Genomic DNA, 19,670 nt, shown 5'->3' on the forward strand with positions numbered 1-19,670 from the left:
CCGGCGCCGGAGCAGGCGCAGCACGGCGGCGGCACCGGCGGACGCGAGGGCGGCGCCCGAGTACTTCAGGATCCGATGCTGCCGGGTCGCCCGCTGAAGCGCCTTGGCGTAGGGCACGGTCGTGTTGGTGACCATGGCGTGCAGCGGCATCCATCGGTGCCGGAGAACCCTCTCAAGGACGGAGTCGACGGCCCGTTCCAGCCGGACGGCCGGAGAGCGCACGGTGTCGCGGAGTTCGGCGAAGTTGCGGTGGGACATGGAGGCGAGCGCGTCGGTGTTCGGTTTGCGGCGCGTGTAGTACCTCGTCAGCGCCGCCGCGGTGCTGCCCGGGTGGCGGGCGAGGCTGTCCGTCAGCTCCAGCGCGTCCTCGAACGCCGAGTTCATGCCCTGGGCCAGGAACGGGTAGACGGCGTGGCAGGCGTCCCCGATCAGCGCCACCTTGCCCTCGTGCGTCCACGGCGCGGTGCTGACGGTGACGAGGTTGAAGGTGGGCCGCCGCAGGAACTCCTCGCCGAGGTCCGGCACCAGCGAAAGGACGTCGGGGAAATGGGTGCGGAACAAGGACTCCACGTCCGCCGCGGTCCTCAGCGAGTCGAAACCCTCCCTGCCGTGGAACGGAAGGACGCAGGAGCAGGTGAAGGAACCGTCGCGGTTGGGGTGGGCGAACATCATGATGTCGCCGCGGGGCCAGAGATGGAAGACGTCGTCGGCCATGCGATGCGAGCCGTCGGCGGCCGCCGGGATGTGGAGTTCGCGCCAGCCCCAGTCGAGATAACTCTGCGAGAATTCGGCCCGCTGATCGTGGTGCATGGCCCGGCGGACAGCCGAGAACGCGCCGTCCGCGCCCACCACGACGTCCGGCTTCACCACGAGTGCCCGGCCGTCCGGGTCCACAAAGGACACCGAGGGCAGGTCGCGGTCCACGCCCGTGCACCGTGTGTCGAACACGAACCGCACGCCGAGTTCCCGGCTCGCGGCGTCCACCAGCAACGCGCTCAGGCCCTGGCGCTGGATCGCCAGGATGCCGCCCTCGCCGTACGCCGAGAACCGCAGTCCGCCGGTGGGGTCGTGCAGCATCCGCCCGCGCATCGGCACGACGAGGCGCCGCACCTCCTCCGACAGCCCCAGGCGATCGAGCGCCGCCAGACCACGCCGGGACAACCCGAGGTTCATGGACGTCACCGCGCTGGCGGCCTCACGGGGATCCGGCCTGCGGTCGTACACCGTCACCGCATGCCCTTGCCTGCCCAGCGAAAGCGCCAGGAACGCGCCCGCCATGCCAGCGCCCACGATCGTGAACTCCACTATGCACTCCCCTTGTTCACGCACTGACCTCCATGACAGCGCCGAGGATCTCCTCGGCGACGAGCGGCGCGGCGGCGAATCCGGACCCGCCGCAAGCGGGGCGGGACCACACCGACGGGTGGACCCGGGTGAGCATCGGGCCGTCGTCGACGGGATCGGCCGCGTAGTGACAGTCCCGCACGGCGACGACGGCGTAGTCCGCGGCGCCGGTGAAGATCGGCTCGGCGAGCAGCCGTTCGGCCCACGCTTCGCGATCGGCGTCCATCGTGGACCCGACTTCCCGGCAGACCGCGTTCGAACTGATCTTGAGCAGGGTGCCCGCTCCGGGTGGCAGCAGCCAGGCCGTGCGGTCGGCACCGATCCGGCCGACGCCGGGTGCCGACGCCCACCAGCTCGCCAGCTTCCCCGGTGGGCGCAGGTAGATCATGGTCTGGCGGTACAACGTGACGGGTTGCTCGATCAGGCCGGCGTTCCCGGGCCCCGTCGCGACCAGCACGAGGTCCGCGTCCACGGCGGTGCCGTCCGCCAGGCTCACCCGATGCTCACCGACGTCGGCGACGGCGCGGCGTGGCCGCAACGCCGCCGCCGGGTGCGCGGCGAGCCATTCCGCCGCCGCGCGGAGAAACCGTTCGGCCAGCAGCACCCCGGCGTCCGGGTCGAGCACGCCACCGGTCCCCGCGGGGAACTCCACGGGCGACAGGGTTTCCGGCGACACGACGACCGCGGGGAGCCCGGCCTCGCCCGCGGTGTCGATCGCCTGCCCGAGTTCTTCCCGGGTGCCCGCGGTGACCACGCCGACCGGCCTGAAGATCCTCGTCCGCAGCAACGATTCCAGCTCCAGCCAGCGACGGCGGGCCCCGGCCATCCGCCGCGTGCCGTCGACGTCGCCCGGGCGCAGCACCCGCAAGGCACGGTGCTGGTCGAACGAGGTCGACGCGGGATTCGGGATGGGACCGCGGTCGAAAACGGTGACGCGGTGACCCGCTCGCGCGCAGCCGATCGCGGTCACCAACCCGGTCACACCGGCGCCGACGACGGCGACCGACGCCATCAGCCGGCCAGCCGGGGCAGCTTCTTGGGGATGACCGCGTCCGCCTCCACCTGGCCGGGCAGTGTCGTGTCGGGCAGCGCGGCCGCGGCGAGATCGATCAGGATCGGCGCGGCACAGCGCAGGAACACGTCCACCTGGTGACAGAGGTCGCCCGCGGTCTCGACGGTCGTCGCGGCGGCCAGCCGGTCGAGCCGCCCCAGCTGCTCGGCGAGTGTCGACGCCACGGCCGTCAGGCTGAACCGCCGGAGCTCGTACCCGTCGGCGAACCGTTCGGCCATCCGCCGCGCCGTCCGCCTGGCGTCTTCGGAGACCGGCAGCGGACCGCGGTCGACCCATTCGTCGACCGCCGCCGCGACCCGGTTCCACGGTCCGGTCAGCCGCGTTTCGCTGACCCGCAGCAGGGCCTCGTGGGTGAAGTCGGTGCGCTGGTACTCGGGACTGGTGGCGCAGAGATGGAAGCGGATGAGATCGCGCGGCACCTCGGCGGCCAGCTCGCGGCCGGACACGACGTGCCCGCGGCTGGTGGAGAACTTCTCGTTGGCGAGCTCGTAGAACTCGTTGGTGACGTACTGCGCCGGAAGGACGTGACCGCCGAGCGCGGTGAGCATCGCCGTGCCCACGACGGCGAACGGGTAGGTGGCGTCCAGACCGAGGAAGTACACCACGGTCGAACCGGAGTCCGCCTGCCACAGTTCGTCGTCGGCGGTCAGGATCGCGCCGCGTTTCTCGGCCGCCAGCGCGGTGGTGAACATGCTCCACGGCATGCCCTCCATATGCGGGTAGATCACCTGCCCGGGCACCTCCGGGAACGGCGCCGGGATGCCCCACGACGTCGGCTGGGTGATCGGGAAATCCGGCAGGGGGCCCGCCAGCGCGGACTCGACGAGCTGGGCCATGCCGGGCCGCATCGGGATCCGGGCGAAGTACGCCTCCAGCTCCTCGCGGTACCGCTCCACCGGGAAGACGAGGATGTCCGCCTCTCGGTACTCCAGCGGCTCGTGCGGGCGCAGCGTCGAACGCGGACCGATCAGGTCGCCGGGAGCGACCGGCAGCCCGCAGCTCTCGCAGACCCCGGCGTACCCGTCGGCGAGGCAGAACGGGCAGCCACCGGTGACGTAGGCGTCCATCAGGTACTCACCGGTGCTTGGCAGGTAAGGGAAACGCACGGTCCGCAGCTCCAGCGCCCCCATGCCGTGCAGCCGGTCGTAGAAGTCCATGACCAGCTTGGTGAACCGGTCGCCGATACAGCCGAATCCGTCGACCTCGATGCCCATCGTGGCCAACGTCCGCTCCACCTGGTCCGCGGAGCGTTCCCTCAGCTCTTCCGGGGCCACGCCGAGCCGTGCCGCCGCGGTGACGATGTAGTTCTGGGTGAAGTGCATGCCGGTGCCGTACAGGGCTTCCCCGCCGGTCGCGCGGGCGTACCGGGCGCAGACGTCGGCGGCGAGGAACGGGCCGGCGAGATGGCCGAGGTGCAGGTCGCCGTTCGCCGTCGGTGCCGGCGAGATCACCACCAGCCGGTTCATCAGGCTGTCCTCGACTCGGCGGCACCGCGGCGGGCGAGCAGATCGCCGACGATGTCGCGGGAACGGTGGGCCAGCACGCTGATCAACGAGTCCGCGATACCGTGCGTCGCCTCGTTGACCCCCTGCAGATACACCGCGCCCCAAGCGGAATCGCCGAGATCGACCCGGTAGCAGCGGCTGACCGAGATCTCCGACAGGCCGACCCGGTCGGCCAGGTCGCGCACCATCGCGGGCATCCGCTGATCGAAGCCGGTGCCGAGGAGCACCAGATCACAGTGCAGCGGCTCCACCTTGCCGCTGGTCCGGTCGCGCAGATCGAGGACGACCTCGTCGTCTTCGATCCTCGCGCCGACCACCTCGGTCAGCGTCCGCACCCGCGAACGCTGACCGCCGAGGCCGCGCTGCTGGTAAAGCGTGGTGTACAGCTGATCGAGGAAGGGCGGGGCGGCCCCGGCGTAGTTGGTCAGGCGCATCTCGTCCAGCATCTGTTCCCGGACCTCGGCCGGGCTGTCGTAGAAGCGGTCGACGAACGACGGGAAGAACAGTTCGTTGACGAATTTGCTGGTCTGGTAGTTCTGCGGGCCCACCGAACGCACGATCATGGTGCGGGTGCTGTTGGGCAGATTGTCGTGCAGCGCCATGAACATCTCGGCCGCGCTCTGCGCCCCGCCCACCACGACGGCGCGCAGCGGGGCCTCCGGCGGCAGCTGCGCGATCCGGCGCCGGTACTGGGCGCTGTGGATGATCCGGTCGGCGGGCAACCCGGCGAAGACGTCCGGCACGTTCGCGTCCCGGCCGCCGCCCACCACCAGGTCGCGGCAGTGGATCGTGTCGCCTCCGGCGAGGGTGGCCGTCCAGCCGGCGATCGACCCGTCGGCGTCGCGCGCGGGCTCGATGCTCTGGACCCGGGCGTCGTACCGGATGCGGACCTTGTCCAGCGACCGCGCGACCCACTGCAGGTAGTCGGAGAACTCCCAGCGGAACGGGTGGAACGTGCCCAGGTTGACGAACTCGTCGAGCCGGTTCTGATCATGCAGGAAGTTGAGGAACGAGAACTTGCTGCGCGGATTGCGCAGGGTCACCAGGTCCTTGAGGAAGGAGACCTGACTGCGCGCCCACGGCATCAGCAGATCCCGTTGCCACTTGATGTCCGGGCTCTGCTCCAGCAGCAGCGTCTGCTCGGCCAGCTCCGGATTCCCGGACTCCTCGATGGCCACCGCGAGCGCCAGGTTCGCCGGTCCGGCGCCGATCGCCAGCAAACCCACCTGTATTTCAGTCACAGATACACCCCGTTCGTCCAGAATAGGGTGCCGACACTATGGAGCGGCGTTTCCCCGGGGATAGGGACGGGTTTCCCGCGGGCCGGGGAATCTCGTCATGGCCATCAGCCCGGCACTCGAAAATTTCCCCGGAACCGGGAAGATCTCCCCTTTTTCAGGGAAATCCCGGTGACTACCCTCCTCGGCGGCCGAACGGGCTTGCGGTGCTACCCTTTGAGGCTAACTCTGGAGCACTAACCCGAATACCGGAATCTCCCCCGATCAAGACACCGGACCTGGACTTTCCCATTGATCGGGCACATCTTCCTGCACGAAAGATTGATTGCGATCAATTGCCCATAACAGTCGTATGGATACGTTCGACGCCTTCTACATAGACTGTTCCCGTGGCCGGCCAGTCCCATCCCCGCCACGGTCGAGCATCCACCTTCATCGCACTTCACCGAACGGAGCCGATCACGCAGGCTCGGTAACGGCAGGCACAGGGGGAAGAATGAACCATCACGCAAGTATCGGCAACACCGCCCGTATCTGGCCGGCCGAACGTCGTGATCAGCGGCGCACAGCGAACCTGTTGTCCGGTCAAGGAGGAGACGAAGAGGACGCGGACCCCGTCTGGGTCACCGTTCTGCTCGCCGACAGCCAACCGGCGGTCCGTTACCGGGTCCGCTCCGCGCTCGAAAACGTCAGCGGCATCGCCGTCATCGGCGAGGCGGCCACGGCGAACGCGACGATCGCGGAAACCTTCCGGCACCGGCCGGACGTCCTGATCATCGACCCGCAGCTCGGCGAATCCGCCACCGTCGACGTGATCAGCAGAGTCTCCCGCGTCGCACCGGAAACCAGGGTCCTGGTACTGAGCGCGGCCGACGACGACACCGCCGTCAGATCCGCGATCCAGGCGGGCGCGCGCGGCTATCTGGTCAAGGGCGCCGATCTGGACCAGGTCATCCGCGGCGTCCAGGTCGTGGCCGCGGGTGAGGCGATCGTCGGAAAGGCGATCGCCGTCCGGTTCAGCGCCTTGCTGCGCTCGGCACTCGGCCCGGAGCCTTATCCTTTTCCCCAGCTGACCACGCGGGAACGGGAAGTGCTCGACCGTATCGCCGCGGGCAAGTCGAACGCCGCCATCGCCCGCGATCTCGCGCTCGCGCAGAAGACCATCAGCAACCGGGTTTCCGCCGTCTTCGGCAAACTCGGGGTGGCCGATCGCGCACAGGCGATAGTGCTGGCGCGGGACGCCGGTCTCGGCCGCGGCTGATTGACCGGCAATCGGGAATAGTTCCCCTTTCCCCGGGAAGCCGGCCGAACATAGCCTGCGATCAGCACCGGACGCCGGGACGGGAAAGCACGCTGATCGGAGTGGGACGTGACTGACCAAGACCAAGCTGTCGTGGACATCCGCAGGCTGGAGCACGAGAACCTGACGCGGGCCTACGGATTGGACATGAAGCTTCTGTACCCGTGGAACGGTTTGACGGCACCGTTCCGAGGAGCTTGGTGCGTACTGCGCCCCGGCGACGTATCGGTGGCCCACGCTCATCACGAGCACGAGATCTTCATCGGAATGGCGGGCGGCGCCGCGGTGATCGCCGGGGAGAAACGGCACGAATTCGTGGCCGGCGACCTCGTATTCCTGAAACCGGGAATCGAACATCACCTCGTCAATGACCGGGACGAAGACTTCTCCTACTACGCGATCTGGTGGGACCGCGCGATGTCGGACGAGTTCGTCGCCCACGAGATCGACCGGGCCGAGTCCCGTGATTGACTACGACGGGCGGAAATTCCGCAAGGCGGGCGGCGACGCCGACGCGATAGCCGTGTACCGGCAAGAAGGTGATGTCGTCTGGGCCGAATTCGCCGGCGGCGAAGTGCGACGGGGGTCGATCACCGGTGCCCAGCGCGAAAACGGCGCTCTGCATCTCGGGTACATCATGGTGCTCGCCACCGGAGAGGTGATCTGCGGGCATACGGTGAACACTCCGGAGGTGGCCGAAGACGGCCGCCTCCGGCTGCGTGAGGTGTGGGAACGCTACGGCCCGCACGCCGCCACCGGCGTCTCCTACCTCGACGAGGTGAGCTAGTGTCCCGCAGCCTGACCGACGCGGACTGGCGACGCCTCGACAGGGCCGTGGACGGCCGGGTGCGGCGTCCCGGCGAGGCCGGGTTCCGCGACTCCTCCCGGCCGTTCAACAAGCGGTTCGCCGGAATCACCCCCAGCGGTGTCGTTTCGGTGGCCAACACCGAGGACGTGCGACGAGCCATCGAGTGGGCGCGCGACACCGGTGTCGACGTCGTCGCGCGATGCGGCGGGCACAGCTACGCGGGACATTCGGTCAACACCGGACTGGTGATCGACCTCGGCGCGATGAACACCGTGTCCGCCAACGGTTCGACAGGTCTCGTGACGGTCGCGGGCGGCGCGCGGATGGCGGACGTCTACGCCGCCGTCCAGCCTCACGAGATGGCGTTCGCACTGGGCAACGGCGCCTCGGTCGGCATCGCGGGCCTCACCCTCGGCGGCGGCTGCGGGGCCACCTCGCGCGTGCACGGGCTCACCGCGGACGCGCTCGTGGAGACCACGCTGGTGACCGCGGACGGGCAGGTTCTGCGCTGTGACGCGAACACCAACCCCGACCTGTTCTGGGCCTGCCGCGGAGGCGGCGGAGGGAACTTCGGCGTCAACGTCTCCTTCACCTTCCAGGCGAAGCCGGTCGCCGACTGCGCCGGCTACCTGCTGCTGTGGGACCGCGCGGACGCGCCGAAGGTCTTCTCGGTGCTGCAAGAGGTCTCGCGGCAGGCGCCGGACGAGTTCGCGACCAGGATCGGCATCAGCAAGACCGGCGAGTCGAAGGGCATCGTGTCGGCCATCGGACAGCACTTCGGTTCCGCCGAGGAGTTGCGTGGGATCCTCGCCCCCGTCCTGTCCGCCGCCCAGCCGATCCGCGCGGACATCGCGGACCGGACTTTCTGGGAGGCCAAGGACGACCTGCTGCACGAGACCTCCGAGGGTGCCTTCGCGGTGCGGACGAACATCGTCACCGAGCCACTGTCCGAGGAGGCGATCGCCACGATGCTCTCGTGCGTCGACCGCTACCCCGGCAGCGGAAACCCGGACGGTGGTGGTGCCGCCCTGTTCTCCTGGGGCGGCGCGATCAACCGGGTGGGCGCGACGGAGACCGCGTTCGCCCACCGGAACGCGCTGTTCCTGCTCTCCATGGACGCTTCGTGGGCCGAGACCGACGAACCCGCCGTGGTCGACGCCAACCTCGGCTGGCTGGCGGACCTGGCGGACGCGATGTCGCCCTATGTGTCCGACGGCGCTTTCCAGAACTTCATCGACCCGGATCTCGCGGACTGGCGCAACGCCTACTACGGCGTGAATTACCCGCGACTGAAGGAGATCAAGGAACGGGTCGACCCTGACGGCGTCTTCACCTTCGCGCAAAGCATCGGATCATGATCGGCGACGACAAGGTACTCATCTGGACGGCGGCCGAGGTCGAAGCCGGCGCCGTGCCCGCGGAACATCTGCCGTACACCCGGGAGATCCTGGCCTGGGCTGGGCGCTATCTCGTGTCCCCGCACGCGGAACTGGGCCGGAACGGCCCGGTGTGCCCCTACACCCAACCTTCACTCCACAAAGGACTCTTCCATCTGGCGGCCCTGACCGCCACGGACGACGGTACGGACGTCCGCGACGCGATCGAGAGCCTGCGCTCGTGGTACGAACGACTGTCGACCAGGATCTCGCCCGCGGACCGGGAACTGCTGACGATCCTCCTCGTGCTGCCGCGACTGGACTATCAGGACTCGACGGGACTGGACGGCCTGCAACGCGAGGCGAAGGACAAGTTCGTCAACGACGGCCTGATGATCGGGCAGTTCCACCCGGTCTGCGACCAGCCCGGCCTGTGGAACGAGAAGTTCAAGGCGCTGCGCGCGCCGGTCCCGTTGCTGGCCATCCGCAAACTGGTCGTCTTCGATCTGCCGTTCCTGATGGACGACGCGGTGCACGCCGAGAGCTATCTCCGGCGGTTCGCGCCGGACATCCCGCCCCGCATTCGCGACCAGCTGGTCAAACGGCTGGTGAGCACCCGGAAATCCTTGCAATCGGCCTGACGACTCGGGGGAAGAAACAGATGCGGCACTATCTCATGGTCAGACCGGCGCATTTCGACGTCGAGTACTCGATCAACCCGTGGATGGATCCCGGCAAACCCACGGACACCCGGCTCGCGATCACCCAATGGGAAGGGCTGCGCGACCTCTATCTCGAACTGGGCCACCGCGTGGACCTGCTCGATCCGGTGCCGGGTCTGCCGGACATGGTGTACGCGGCCAACGGCGCGACCGTGGTGAACGGCCGGGCCCTGGTCGCGCGCTTCCACCACCGGCACCGCCGCCCGGAATCCCCGGCGTATCTGAAGTGGTTCACCGGCAACGGCTATCGCGACGTCCGGCAGGCCCGATGGGACAACGAGGGCGAGGGGGACTTCCTGGTCGCGGGAACCCGGATCCTGGCGGGTTCGGGCTTCCGCACCGACCGCCGGGCACACGACGAGGCCGCGGAGTTCTTCGGCGTACCGGTGGTGGGACTGACTTTGACCGACCCGCGCTACTACCACCTGGACACCGCGCTGACCGTCCTGGACGACGACATGATCATGTACTTCCCGGGAGCGTTCACCGAGGACAGCCGGGAGCGGCTCGAAAAGCTGTACCCGGACGCCGTCATCGCCTCGGCCGCCGATGCCGCCGCATTCGGCCTGAACGCGGTCTCCGACGGGCGTCACGTCCTCCTTCCCCAGGCCGCGACCGGGCTGATCGCACGAGTGCGAGAGCGAGGTTTCGAGCCGATCGGCGTCGATCTTTCGGAACTGCTCAAGGGCGGCGGGAGCGTCAAATGCTGCACGCTGGAACTGCGTCCGGCTCCCGGACGAGCCTCGTAGGGGCGGCCTCCTCGTCGTGAGCGGAAGCGACTCGCTGGTAGCATCTGTCCGACGTTGAGTGACCGTCTGATTACCTGTGGGGTTTGCCGTGGGCCAGGACCGTGAGACTGCCGATCTTCCTTCGAACAGGATCGACACGACCGTGCCCAGTGTGGCGCGCGCCTACGACGCCGCCCTCGGCGGCAAGGACAACTACGAGGTCGACAGGCAACTGCTCGCGCAGCTGAACCAGGCCGTGCCCGAGGTCAACATCATCGCGGTCAGCAACCGCGCCTTCCTGACCCGCGCGGTCCGCTTCCTCGCCGGCAAGGCCGGGATCGACCAGTTCCTCGATTGCGGCTCTGGCCTGCCCACGGCGGAGAACACCCACCAGGTCGCGCAACGGATCAACCCCGACGCGCAGGTCGTGTACGTGGACAACGACCCAGTGGTGCTCGCGCACGGCCGCGCGCTGCTCGAAGAGAACGACAGGACACGCCTCATCGGCGCCAACATCTTCGAGCCGGACGAAGTCCTGAAGAACGACGTCGTCACCACCACTCTCGACTTCAGCCGCCCGCTGGCCCTCATGCACGTGGCCACGCTGCACCACCACAGCGAGGCCGAAGGGATGCCACCGGCGCAGGTCCTGCAGGCCTACATCGACGCGATCCCCTCCGGGTCCTATGTGGTGTTCTCGCATTTCTTCGACCCGGAGAACGAGCACAGCCCCATCGCCCACCGGGTGCAGGCGATCCTGAACCAGAGCATCAGCCGGGGTTTCTTCCGTACCCGGAGCGAACTCGAGGAAATGCTCGCCGGCCTCGAACTCATGGACCCGGGCATCGTGGTCAACGATCAGTGGTGGCCCACCGGCCCCCGTACGGAACCGATGCCGGCGGCGGGCAACTGCATCGTCGCCGCCGTGGGCCGCAAGCCCTGACCGAAGCGCCGTCAGTTGCGGATGATCCTCCGTTCCGTGGCGACGGCCACCGCACCGGCACGGCTGTCGACGCCGAGTTTGTCGTAGATGTGGACCAGGTGTGTCTTCACGGTCGCTTCGGAAATGAACAGGCGCGCGGCGATCTGGCGGTTGATCAAGCCTTCCGCCACCAGCTGCACGATCTCGGTCTCACGAGGGCTCAGCGCGGGCGCCGGTGCGCGCATGTGCCCGAAAAGCCGGGCCGCGACCTGAGGCGCCAACGCGGTTTCACCACGCGCCGCCGCGTGGATGCCGCGGAAGAGATCCTCGGGCGGTCCCGCCTTGAGCAGGTAGCCGGTGGCGCCCGCCGCCACCGCCCTGGTGATGTCCAGTTCGGCGTCGTAGGTGGTGAGCACCAGCACCCTCGGGGCGTCCGGCAAGGCTGTCAAGCGCTCGGTGGCGTTCACACCGTCGGGGCCGTCGCCGAGCTGGAGGTCCATCAGCACGACGTCCGGCTTCCGGGCCTCGGCGAACAGCACGGCTTCGTCTGCGCCCGTGCATTCACCGATCACCTCGATGTCGGGCTCGCCGGCGAGCAGCGCGGCGATTCCCGCGCGCACCACCGGATGATCGTCGACGATCAGCACGTGGATGGTCATCGCGCCCCCTTCGTGGGCACGGCGACGGCGAGCGCGGTGCCCTCTCCCGGTGCGCTCTCGACCACCATCTCACCACCGAGCTCGGCGAGCCGCTCGCTGATCATCCGCAGCCCGTTCCCCCGGTCTCCGCTCTCGCGCGCCGAATCCGGGTCGAAGCCGACCCCGTCGTCACGGATGTCGAGGACGATCGCGTCCTCCAGGTAGGTCAGCGTCATGGCGGCTTCCTCCGCCCTGGCGTGTTCGCCCACGTTCGCCAAGGCTCCTTGCGCGATCCGGAGCAGCCCCGCCGCCACCTCGGGCCTCAGCGGATACGGCTCGCCGCTGATCTCGAAACGCACCGCGTGCATGGCCGCGAAACCGATCTGTTCGGCGAGATCCTTCAAGGTCTCGCCGAGGTCGGAGGCGTCGAGCCGCGGTGACCCCAGTCCATGGACGAACCGCCGGGCCTCGGCGAGGGTGTCGCCCGCCGCGTCGACGGCGCGGGACACGTGGCCCTTGGCCAGGTCCGGCTCCGTGTCCCATGACCTCTGTGCCGCCTGGAGCAGCATCCGCATGCTCGAGAGCCCCTGCGCGAGGGCGTCGTGGATCTCGCGCGCCAGCCGCTCGCGTTCCTGCATCATCCCGGCCAGACGCTGGCTCTGGGCGAGATCGACCCTGGCGCCGAGGAGCTGCTTGACGGCCTCACCCAGCTGCCTCCGGTCGCGGTCGAGCTGGAGGAACGTCATCGTGGCCATCAACGCGACCGCGATCGGCGCGAGCACGATGCTCGGATCGAACTCGGTCGCGATCCTCAGCTGGGCGAGGATGGTCGCGACGGTCAGCAGGACGACCACCACGATCACGGTCCGCGGGCGCAGCACCTGCAAGCAGACGAAGAACAACGGCACGGCGCACCAGGCGAAGCTCGGCGCGGCCACCACCAGGGCGAGCCAGACCGCGATCACCGCGGCCAGCCATACCGGCCGCCACCGTTCGAGCGCGGCCCAGCTCAGCACCCCGGCCACGTAGACCAGCGCGAGCGCGCCGGTGAGCACGAGGATCAGCGGCGTGGCACCGCTCAGCCCGTGTGCCGCGACGAACCGGGCCACGGACGCGGCCAGCAGCAGGAAGAACCCGGCGTGCATGGCGGCGTTGAGCCGTGTGACCGTCCCGATGTACGGCTTCATCCTGGTCCTCCCTTCGTCCTCGATGATCGTATGCGGGGAGGATGCCCCCTCCGCATCAATCGTTCGGTTGATGCCCGCACCGATCGCACGGCGTCCGATCAACGTCCACTCTCCCGATTCGCCAGGCCCGGCCAGGCGGGAGAGTCGAGGGAGAACGAACACCCCCTCCACCGCGAAGGAAATCCGATGAACGCCAAGCTCCCCCGCACCCGCCTCGTCCTCGGGATGACGGCCGGTCTCGCGACCGTCGCGCTCGCCACCGGACTCGGCGCGGCGCAGGCACAGGACCGCAAGCCGCAGCCGTCCGCCCCGCAGGCCGTCGTGCAGACCAGCGTGCTCGGCGTCGACGCCGCCACCCGCGCCGCACAGGCCGCGCTGGACGCCGCGGAGAAGGAGGGACAGCGGGCCACCGTCGCCGTGCTGGACCGGTCCGGTGACGTGCGCGTCCTGCTCAAGGGTGACGGCGCCGGACCGCAGACCGAGGAGTCCGCCAAGCGCAAGGCCTTCACCGCGGTCTCCTTCGGCCAGCCCACGTCCGCGCTGAACAAGAACGCCCAGGGCACCGGCCCGACCATCCGCGACATCCCCGGCACGCTCTTCCTCGCCGGTGGTGTGCCGGTCGCGGTGAACGGCGGCCCGATCGCCGGGATCGGCGTCGGCGGCGCGCCCAGCGGCGACCTCGACGAGAAGTTCGCCGCGGCGGGCCTGCGCGCCATCGGGGAACTTCGCTGATGACCGGTGGACGGGCGATAGTGGCGGTGCTCGCCGTCCTCGTGCTCGGCGCCTGCTCCCCCCAGGCACCGGGTGCTCCACCCCCAGCGGCGTCGAGCACTCCGCCCTCGTCCACCGAGTCCCGGCCGCCCCGTCAAGGAGTCCCCGTGCAGCACCTTTTCTCAGCCGACACGAGCCTCGTCAGGCGGGCCGTCGACGCCGGAGCCGACCTGGAGACCCGCGACGATCGCGGCCGGACCCCGCTGCTCGTCGCAGTCACCGAAAACCGGGTCGAGGTCGCCGGAATCCTCGTCGAGGCGGGTGCCGACCCGAACGCCCTCGACGGACGGCACGACACGCCGTGGCTGGTCACCGGCGTCACCGGGAACGTCCCGATGGCGCAGGTGCTGCTCAAGGCGAAGCCGGATCTGACCATCACCAACCGGTTCGGCGGTGTCTCGCTGATCCCCGCCTCGGAGCGCGGGCACGTCGAGTACGTGCGGCTGGTGGCGAGCAGCGGGATCGACGTCGACCACGTGAACGACCTGGGCTGGACGGCCTTGCTGGAGGCGGTCATCCTCGGCGACGGCGGGCCACGCCACCAGGAAGTGGTCCGGGCGCTCGTCGCCGCCGGCGCCGACGTCGACCTCGCCGACAAGGAAGGCGTCACCCCGCTGGCCCACGCCCGGACCAAGGGCCAGGCGGCCGTCGCCCGGATCCTCGGCGAGGCAGGCGCGCACTGACCTGGTCGCGCGTCGGAGACCCCCAAGTCTCTGACCCGCCGTTGCTCAAGGCCGCTCCACGCGTCTCCCGACCGGCGGCCGACGGGGGAAGATCCCGGACGTCGACCGTCCGAAATCCTCTCCCGTCGTCCCCGCCGCCAGTACGAGGAGCCCCATTGGCTCTCTCCCCCGGTCCATGGACGTCGAGTTTCCTTGGCGGAGGTGTCTTTGTGTAGCTGGGATGGAGCTTGTGCGGCTGCCGGGCGCGGGCAAGCGGGATTTCGGGTGTCTCGGTCCGAGACCACGGCGGCTCGCGCGACGGTGGCGGCGAGCGCGAGTGGGCGCCGGGAGAAACGGCGGCGGCCGGTGGAGGTCGAGTGGTTCGCCATATCGAGGCTCTTGTCGTATCGGCCCCGCCCGATGCGGTGCGATAGGACATGAGCGCGGCGGCTGCCTCTGCCCTTCTCAAGGTTCCCCGAGCCGCCTGATGAGATGGGAGGTGACCTCACATCCGGTGGCGCTCTCTCGTCGTATCCGGGAAGACGCACGCGACCGGGAGGCGGAAGCCATGAACGATCCATCCGAGCAGGCCCACGATCCGCTCGATCCGGGCTTGAAGGCGATCGTGAGTGAGCGGCGTCAGCTGATCGGGCTCGCGTATCGCCTGGTCGGTTCGCTTTCCGAGGCCGAGGACGTGGTGCAGGAGACCTACACTCGCTGGTACGCCCTGTCCCCGGCCCAGCGGGCGGCGATCGACTCTCCCGGCGCTTGGCTGACGACGGTCGCCGGCCGTATCTGCCTGGACCTTCTCGGCTCGGCTCGCGCGAGGCGGGAACGCTACGTCGGCGAATGGCTCCCTGAACCGCTGCCGGGCCAGGTCGCGTGGACGTCCGGACGGCCGCCCGCCGCCGACCCGGCCGACCGGGTCACCCTCGACGAGTCGATCAACATGGCCTTCCTCGTCGTGCTCGAATCGCTGACCCCGGCCGAGCGAGTCGCGTTCGTCCTGCACGACGTCTTCCGCTATCCCTTCGCCGAGGTGGCGGAGATCGTCGGCCGCTCCCCGGCGGCCTGCCGCCAGCTGGCCTCCTCCGCGCGACGCCGCATCAGCGCGACACGGGTGTCCCCCGCCCCGATCGCCCGGCAGGCCGGCCTCGTCAAGGAATTCAAGAAAGCCTGGGAAGCGAAGGACATCGAAGCGCTCATCGGTCTGCTCGATCCCGACGTCAAGGCCGTCGGCGACGGCGGAGGACTCGTCAGCGCCGCGCTTCATCCCTTCGAGGGCCGCGAACAGGTCGCGTCCTATCTCGTGGAGCTGGCGCACAAGGCGTCCGGTCTCGAACTTCTGGAGCGGACCGTCAACGGCTGGCCCGGCCTCGTACTCCGGCAGGCCGGGCTGACCGTCGCGGTGTTCGCGTTCCACGTCGCCGAAGACCGCATCCGGCACATCTGGGGCGTGCGGAACCCGGAGAAACTCCGGCCCTGGACGGACGTGACCCGCTAAGCCGCGAGGGCTCCGAGTTGCCGCAACTGGGTGAAGACGTCGACGACGCCCCAGATCTCGGCGATCCGCCCTCCGGCGAACCGGAAAATGAAGATCTCGCGGTAGGAAACGGTCTTCCCCGTCGCCGGGAGCCCCCTGAACTCTCCTTGGTGGGTACCGGTGACGGTGTTCCGGCAGACGACTTTGTCGCCGTCCGCGAGCACGTCTTCGGCTTCGACCCGAAGGTCAGGAAACGCGCGAAGCAGCACCGTCCACACTTGTTTCAGTGCCCGTGCCCCGGCCACGTCCATCGGAACCGGCGTGTGGAACACCAGATCCGGGTCGACGACCTCGTCGATCGTCCTCTCGATGAGCCGGAGACTGCCGGTGTTGGTCGCGTCGTGAAAACGGCTGAACGCCGCCAGGTTGCGTTCTTTTTCGGTGGTGGTCATGGCTTTCTCCCGAAGTTGTCGGAGCGGAGGCCGGGCCCCGCGTCAGTCGACACGGAGCCCGGCCCGTCGGCTTGGTCAGGCGAACTGCCCGGCCTGGTAGTCGCCCGCCGGGTTCCGGACGATGGCGTTCACCCGGTTGAAGGCGTTGATCAGCGAGATCACCGCCACCAGCGCGGCTAGCTGGTCCTCGTCGAAATGCCGGGCGGCGTTCGCCCACGCCTCGTCGGTGACCTCGCCGCCGTCGGCCATCCGGCAGGCCTGCTCGGTCAGCTCCAGCGCGGCACGCTCGGCCTCGGTGAAGACCGTCGCCTCCCGCCACGCCGCGACCAGGTTGATCCGGACGGCCGATTCGCCCGCCGCGGCGGCTTCCTTGGTGTGGATGTCCAGGCACACCGCGCACCCGTTGATCTGGCTCGCGCGCATCCGCACCAGTTCCTGGACAGTGGCCGGCAAAGTCGAGCCTGCCAGCCCTTTATTGGCCGAGATGATGGCCTTCATGAACTTTCCGCCGACCGGGTTGCCGAAGTAGTCGAGCCGGGCGTCCATCGCGATCTCCTTGTCGTTGTAGGTGTTTCTGCCCTACCGACGAAGCAGCCTCGCGGAATGTGAGCTCATCCCGTAGTTACTGCCCAACAGAAAGCGTTCCAAGACAGGTATTCGCGAAATCACTTGCCCGCGAAAACCCGTAAGATGGTTGTGTGGCACGGGATTCGACTCGGCCCGCCAGCCCGATGCGCCAGAGAAGTGTGACGAACCACCGCACCGCGCGGAACTTCGGTCCGCATCCGCGTCAACGTCCCTTCAGCGAAAGGCTTTCCATGTCAGAAGGACTCGGCACCACCGGCACGATGAAAAGACCTTGGGAGGTCGCCGTCAGCCACGGCAAACGCCTCGCCGTCACCGCGGAAGACCTCCTGCAACGTGCCTTGGCGACCATGGGCCTCCGGCAACCCGACTCGACGATCGCCGCCGACGCACAGGACTACTGGCTGCGGCCGAGCGGATCCCGGTGGGCCGCCGACTCGCATTGGCGCGACTCCCCCGCTTTCCGCGACACCGACCTGTGGGACCGGATCGGTGCGGACCACCTCGCCCTGTTCGAGGACGGGGCACGGCTGGCGGGGTTCTCCCGGGCCTGGGACCGGGTGATCGAGTGGGGCTGCGGTGGCGGCGCCAACGCGGTGCGTTTCGCACCGCGTGCCAAAGAGTTCATCGGCGTCGACATCTCCCGTGACTCGCTCGAAGAATGCGACCGGCAGATCGCGAGCGTCTGTGACACGGCATTTCTGCCGGTGGCCATCGAGGTCACCACCCCGGAGTCCGCGCTCGGGGACATCGACGGCGTCTGCGATGTGTTCTTGTCCTTCTACGTTTTCGAACTGATCCCCTCACCGGAATACGGCGAACGCCTGCTGCGCATCGCCCACGACCTCCTCGCCCCCGGCGGCCTCGCCCTGATCCAGATCAAATACGCCACCGGCGACTGGCGCACCAAACCCCGGCGACGCTCGTACCGGCGCGGCCTGGCGAGCATGACGACCTATCCGATCCACGGCTTCTGGGAGCTCGCCGAGCGCTGCGGCCTCACACCGCGCGCGGTCCGGCTGGTGCCGCGGAACGACCTCGACGAACGCTACGCGTATTTCTTCCTTTCCAAGGACTGAACTGGGGTCGTCGACGCGTTCGCCCGGGTTTCGCGGCCGGGCCGAAGGCGTGACTCGCGTGATCAGACGGCGAACTCACGTGCTTGGAGGCGGAACTCACGTGATCGAACGGCGATCTCGTTGGTGCGCCGTCTGATCACGCGAGATCGCCTATACCGCCGGGTACTCGTGAGTGGCGATTCGGGTTCTATTGGGCCGCAAGGCATAGGTGTCGTGCTCGATCGCTCGCGTGCCTGCCGGGGTTCAGGTGTCGCGAAAGCCACTTTCAGGACACCAGACGTCTCGAAAATGGCTTTCGCGACACTTCCGAGTCTCCGCAGCCCCAGAGCAGCGCCAGCCCCGCGCGCGATGAGGGAAAAGCCCCTTCACCTTGCCCGTCACCGTCGAGCGCCAAGTCCGTGAAGGCCTCCTTGAGGGACTCTGGGTCCCTCAAGGAGGCCTTCACGGACTTGGCACCTGGCACGGGACGATTACCGTACCTCTCAACTCACGACCATCTCGGACCGCTCGGCGACGCGTTCGACCTTGCCGACGAGGAAGACGTAGGAAAGGATCCCGGCGACCGTGATCACGGTCATGTAGGCGAAGCCGGGCGCGAAGCTGTCGTCAGTGACGATCAGGCCGATGACGATCGGGGTGGCGATCGACGACAGGTTCCCGATGAAGTTGAACATCCCGCCGGTCAGCCCGAGCAGGCGTCGCGGCGCCAGCGCGGACACCAGCGACCAGGTGATCGACGCGAGACCGTTCCCGAAGAAGGCCACCGACAGGATCACGATGACCAGCGCCGTCGAGTCGGTGAACCCGGCTCCCACCATCACCGTGCTCAGCAACAGCCCGGTGATGATCGGGCCCTTGCGGGCCGCGCCGAGCGAAACGCCGCGCCGGACCAGGAAGTCCGACAGGACACCGGAAGCCAGGACACCGACCAGCGCGGCGATGAACGGCAGTGAGGCCAGGAAGCCGGACTTGATGTAGTCCATCTCCCGGTACTCGACGAGATACGTCGGGAACCAGGTGAGGAAGAACCAGAGCGTCGAGGTCAGGCAGAACTGGCCGAAGTAGATGCCCCACAGCTTCCGGCTGCCCAACACGGTCGCCAGGTCCGCCTTGGTGATCCGCGCCCGCTCCTGCCGCTCACGTGCCAGGTCGACCAGGCCACCGCCGGAGCGGATCAGCTCCACTTCGGCCTCGTTGGCGCGTGACTCGCGCGGTTCGCGATACTTCGCGTACCAGAGCACCGCCCAGAGGATTCCGACCAGACCGGTCGCGATGAACACCCAGTGCCACGAAAGCATCGCCTGCAACCAGGAAAGCACGGGCGTCAGCAGGGCGAGTCCGATGAACTGGCCCGAGGTGTAGAAGCCGATCGCGGTGGCGCGTTCGCGTTCCGGGAACCAGACGGTCGCGATCTTGCTGTTGATCGGATAGGCGGGTGCCTCGAAGACGCCGACCATCAGCCGCAGCGCGATCAGCGCCACGAATCCGCCGATCACGCCCATGAAGAACGTCGCGAGTGACCACAGGATCAGGCAGGCCGGGTAAAGCAGCCGCGGCGGGATCTTGTCGACGAGCCAGCCGCCGGGCAGCTGCAACGCGGCGTAGGTCCAGCCGAAGGCCGACAGGAGCAAGCCCTGTTCCGCTTTGGACAGATCTAGTTCGCCGGCGATCGCGGGCATCGCGATCGACAGGTTCGAGCGGTCCAGGTAGTTGATGACGACGGTGATGAACAGCATCACCGCGATGAGCACCCGGAACCTGGTGGGGCGCACGGTGGTCTGGACGGCAGTGGTCATGG

The 19,670-nt window shown here is 68.5% G+C and carries 20 protein-coding genes; 11 read left to right on the plus strand and 9 right to left on the minus strand.

Features of this window, described 5'->3' with window-relative positions; translation table 11 throughout:
• The 4 genes from CFP71_RS35215 to CFP71_RS35230 all read right to left on the minus strand — a co-directional run.
• Positions 1 to 1,305 (minus strand): FAD-dependent oxidoreductase (locus tag CFP71_RS35215; RefSeq protein WP_093938265.1); only part of this gene is annotated, 1,305 nt, incomplete at its 3' end.
• Positions 1,306 to 1,321: 16 nt separating this feature from the next.
• Positions 1,322 to 2,356 carry an NAD(P)/FAD-dependent oxidoreductase gene (locus tag CFP71_RS35220; RefSeq protein ID WP_093938266.1) on the minus strand — a complete coding sequence of 345 codons (1,035 nt, stop codon included), beginning with the start codon at positions 2,354 to 2,356 and terminating at the stop codon, positions 1,322 to 1,324.
• Positions 2,356 to 3,882: a class I tRNA ligase family protein gene (locus CFP71_RS35225; RefSeq protein ID WP_093938267.1), complete on the minus strand. Its 1,527-nt coding sequence runs from the start codon at positions 3,880 to 3,882 to the stop codon at positions 2,356 to 2,358. Before CFP71_RS35225 ends, CFP71_RS35220 begins: the two co-directional genes overlap by 1 nt.
• Entirely contained in the window at positions 3,882 to 5,162 is a 1,281-nt protein-coding gene (locus CFP71_RS35230; protein WP_093938268.1) for a lysine N(6)-hydroxylase/L-ornithine N(5)-oxygenase family protein, read from the minus strand. The genes CFP71_RS35225 and CFP71_RS35230 overlap by 1 nt, the downstream gene beginning before the upstream one ends.
• Positions 5,163 to 5,655: 493 nt before the next feature.
• Here CFP71_RS35230 and CFP71_RS35235 point away from each other — a divergent pair, with 493 nt between their 5' ends.
• The 7 genes from CFP71_RS35235 (at position 5,656) to CFP71_RS35265 (ending at position 11,036) form a co-directional block, all read left to right on the plus strand.
• On the plus strand, positions 5,656 to 6,420 hold the full coding sequence (locus tag CFP71_RS35235; protein WP_093938269.1) for a response regulator: 765 nt from the start codon (positions 5,656 to 5,658) through the stop codon (positions 6,418 to 6,420).
• A 108-nt stretch (positions 6,421 to 6,528) separates the two neighbouring features.
• Positions 6,529 to 6,930 carry a cupin domain-containing protein gene (locus CFP71_RS35240; RefSeq protein ID WP_208636103.1) on the plus strand — a complete coding sequence of 134 codons (402 nt, stop codon included), beginning with the start codon at positions 6,529 to 6,531 and terminating at the stop codon, positions 6,928 to 6,930.
• Positions 6,923 to 7,246 carry an avidin-fold protein gene (locus tag CFP71_RS35245; protein WP_093938271.1) on the plus strand — a complete coding sequence of 108 codons (324 nt, stop codon included), beginning with the start codon at positions 6,923 to 6,925 and terminating at the stop codon, positions 7,244 to 7,246. Before CFP71_RS35240 ends, CFP71_RS35245 begins: the two co-directional genes overlap by 8 nt.
• Complete coding sequence (locus CFP71_RS35250; RefSeq protein ID WP_208636104.1) at positions 7,246 to 8,625, plus strand: FAD-binding oxidoreductase; 1,380 nt, start codon at positions 7,246 to 7,248, stop codon at positions 8,623 to 8,625. Before CFP71_RS35245 ends, CFP71_RS35250 begins: the two co-directional genes overlap by 1 nt.
• Entirely contained in the window at positions 8,622 to 9,284 is a 663-nt protein-coding gene (locus CFP71_RS35255) for a DUF6875 domain-containing protein (RefSeq protein WP_093938272.1), read from the plus strand. The genes CFP71_RS35250 and CFP71_RS35255 overlap by 4 nt, the downstream gene beginning before the upstream one ends.
• On the plus strand, positions 9,281 to 10,114 hold the full coding sequence (gene ddaH, locus CFP71_RS35260; protein WP_341866907.1) for a dimethylargininase: 834 nt from the start codon (positions 9,281 to 9,283) through the stop codon (positions 10,112 to 10,114). The genes CFP71_RS35255 and ddaH overlap by 4 nt, the downstream gene beginning before the upstream one ends.
• Positions 10,115 to 10,202: 88 nt before the next feature.
• Positions 10,203 to 11,036, plus strand: coding sequence for an SAM-dependent methyltransferase (locus CFP71_RS35265; protein WP_093938274.1), 834 nt, complete (start codon positions 10,203 to 10,205; stop codon positions 11,034 to 11,036).
• Positions 11,037 to 11,047: 11 nt separating this feature from the next.
• On the opposite strand, the gene CFP71_RS35270 is transcribed toward CFP71_RS35265, so the two are convergent.
• On the minus strand, positions 11,048 to 11,674 hold the full coding sequence (locus tag CFP71_RS35270) for a response regulator (RefSeq protein ID WP_093938275.1): 627 nt from the start codon (positions 11,672 to 11,674) through the stop codon (positions 11,048 to 11,050).
• Positions 11,671 to 12,840: a sensor histidine kinase gene (locus CFP71_RS35275; RefSeq protein ID WP_093938276.1), complete on the minus strand. Its 1,170-nt coding sequence runs from the start codon at positions 12,838 to 12,840 to the stop codon at positions 11,671 to 11,673. Before CFP71_RS35275 ends, CFP71_RS35270 begins: the two co-directional genes overlap by 4 nt.
• 186 nt (positions 12,841 to 13,026) lie before the next feature.
• On the opposite strand from CFP71_RS35275, the gene CFP71_RS35280 reads away from it, so the two are divergent.
• The 3 genes from CFP71_RS35280 (at position 13,027) to sigJ (ending at position 15,777) form a co-directional block, all read left to right on the plus strand.
• Positions 13,027 to 13,572, plus strand: coding sequence for a GlcG/HbpS family heme-binding protein (locus tag CFP71_RS35280; RefSeq protein WP_093938277.1), 546 nt, complete (start codon positions 13,027 to 13,029; stop codon positions 13,570 to 13,572).
• A gap of 146 nt (positions 13,573 to 13,718) precedes the next feature.
• A complete protein-coding gene (locus CFP71_RS35285; RefSeq protein WP_093938278.1) occupies positions 13,719 to 14,294 on the plus strand; it encodes an ankyrin repeat domain-containing protein in 576 nt (191 codons plus the stop codon).
• A gap of 547 nt (positions 14,295 to 14,841) precedes the next feature.
• Entirely contained in the window at positions 14,842 to 15,777 is a 936-nt protein-coding gene (gene sigJ / locus CFP71_RS35290) for an RNA polymerase sigma factor SigJ (protein WP_093938279.1), read from the plus strand.
• On the opposite strand, the gene CFP71_RS35295 is transcribed toward sigJ, so the two are convergent.
• Positions 15,774 to 16,208 carry an ester cyclase gene (locus CFP71_RS35295; protein ID WP_093938280.1) on the minus strand — a complete coding sequence of 145 codons (435 nt, stop codon included), beginning with the start codon at positions 16,206 to 16,208 and terminating at the stop codon, positions 15,774 to 15,776. The two genes, sigJ and CFP71_RS35295, sit on opposite strands and share 4 nt — an antisense overlap.
• A gap of 75 nt (positions 16,209 to 16,283) precedes the next feature.
• The gene (locus CFP71_RS35300; RefSeq protein ID WP_093938281.1) at positions 16,284 to 16,754 is read right to left on the minus strand and encodes a carboxymuconolactone decarboxylase family protein; all 471 of its coding nucleotides are present in this window, start codon (positions 16,752 to 16,754) and stop codon (positions 16,284 to 16,286) included.
• A gap of 272 nt (positions 16,755 to 17,026) precedes the next feature.
• Between CFP71_RS35300 and CFP71_RS35305 the strand changes: the two genes are divergently transcribed.
• Positions 17,027 to 17,872 (plus strand): class I SAM-dependent methyltransferase, encoded by an 846-nt coding sequence (locus tag CFP71_RS35305; protein ID WP_093938282.1) that lies wholly within the window; start codon positions 17,027 to 17,029, stop codon positions 17,870 to 17,872.
• A 482-nt stretch (positions 17,873 to 18,354) separates the two neighbouring features.
• On the opposite strand, the gene CFP71_RS35310 is transcribed toward CFP71_RS35305, so the two are convergent.
• Positions 18,355 to 19,668, minus strand: coding sequence for an MFS transporter (locus tag CFP71_RS35310; RefSeq protein ID WP_093938295.1), 1,314 nt, complete (start codon positions 19,666 to 19,668; stop codon positions 18,355 to 18,357).
• Positions 19,669 to 19,670 lie beyond the last annotated feature (2 nt).

Source organism: Amycolatopsis thailandensis, assembly GCF_002234405.1.
Classification (GTDB): Bacteria; Actinomycetota; Actinomycetes; order Mycobacteriales; family Pseudonocardiaceae; genus Amycolatopsis; species Amycolatopsis thailandensis.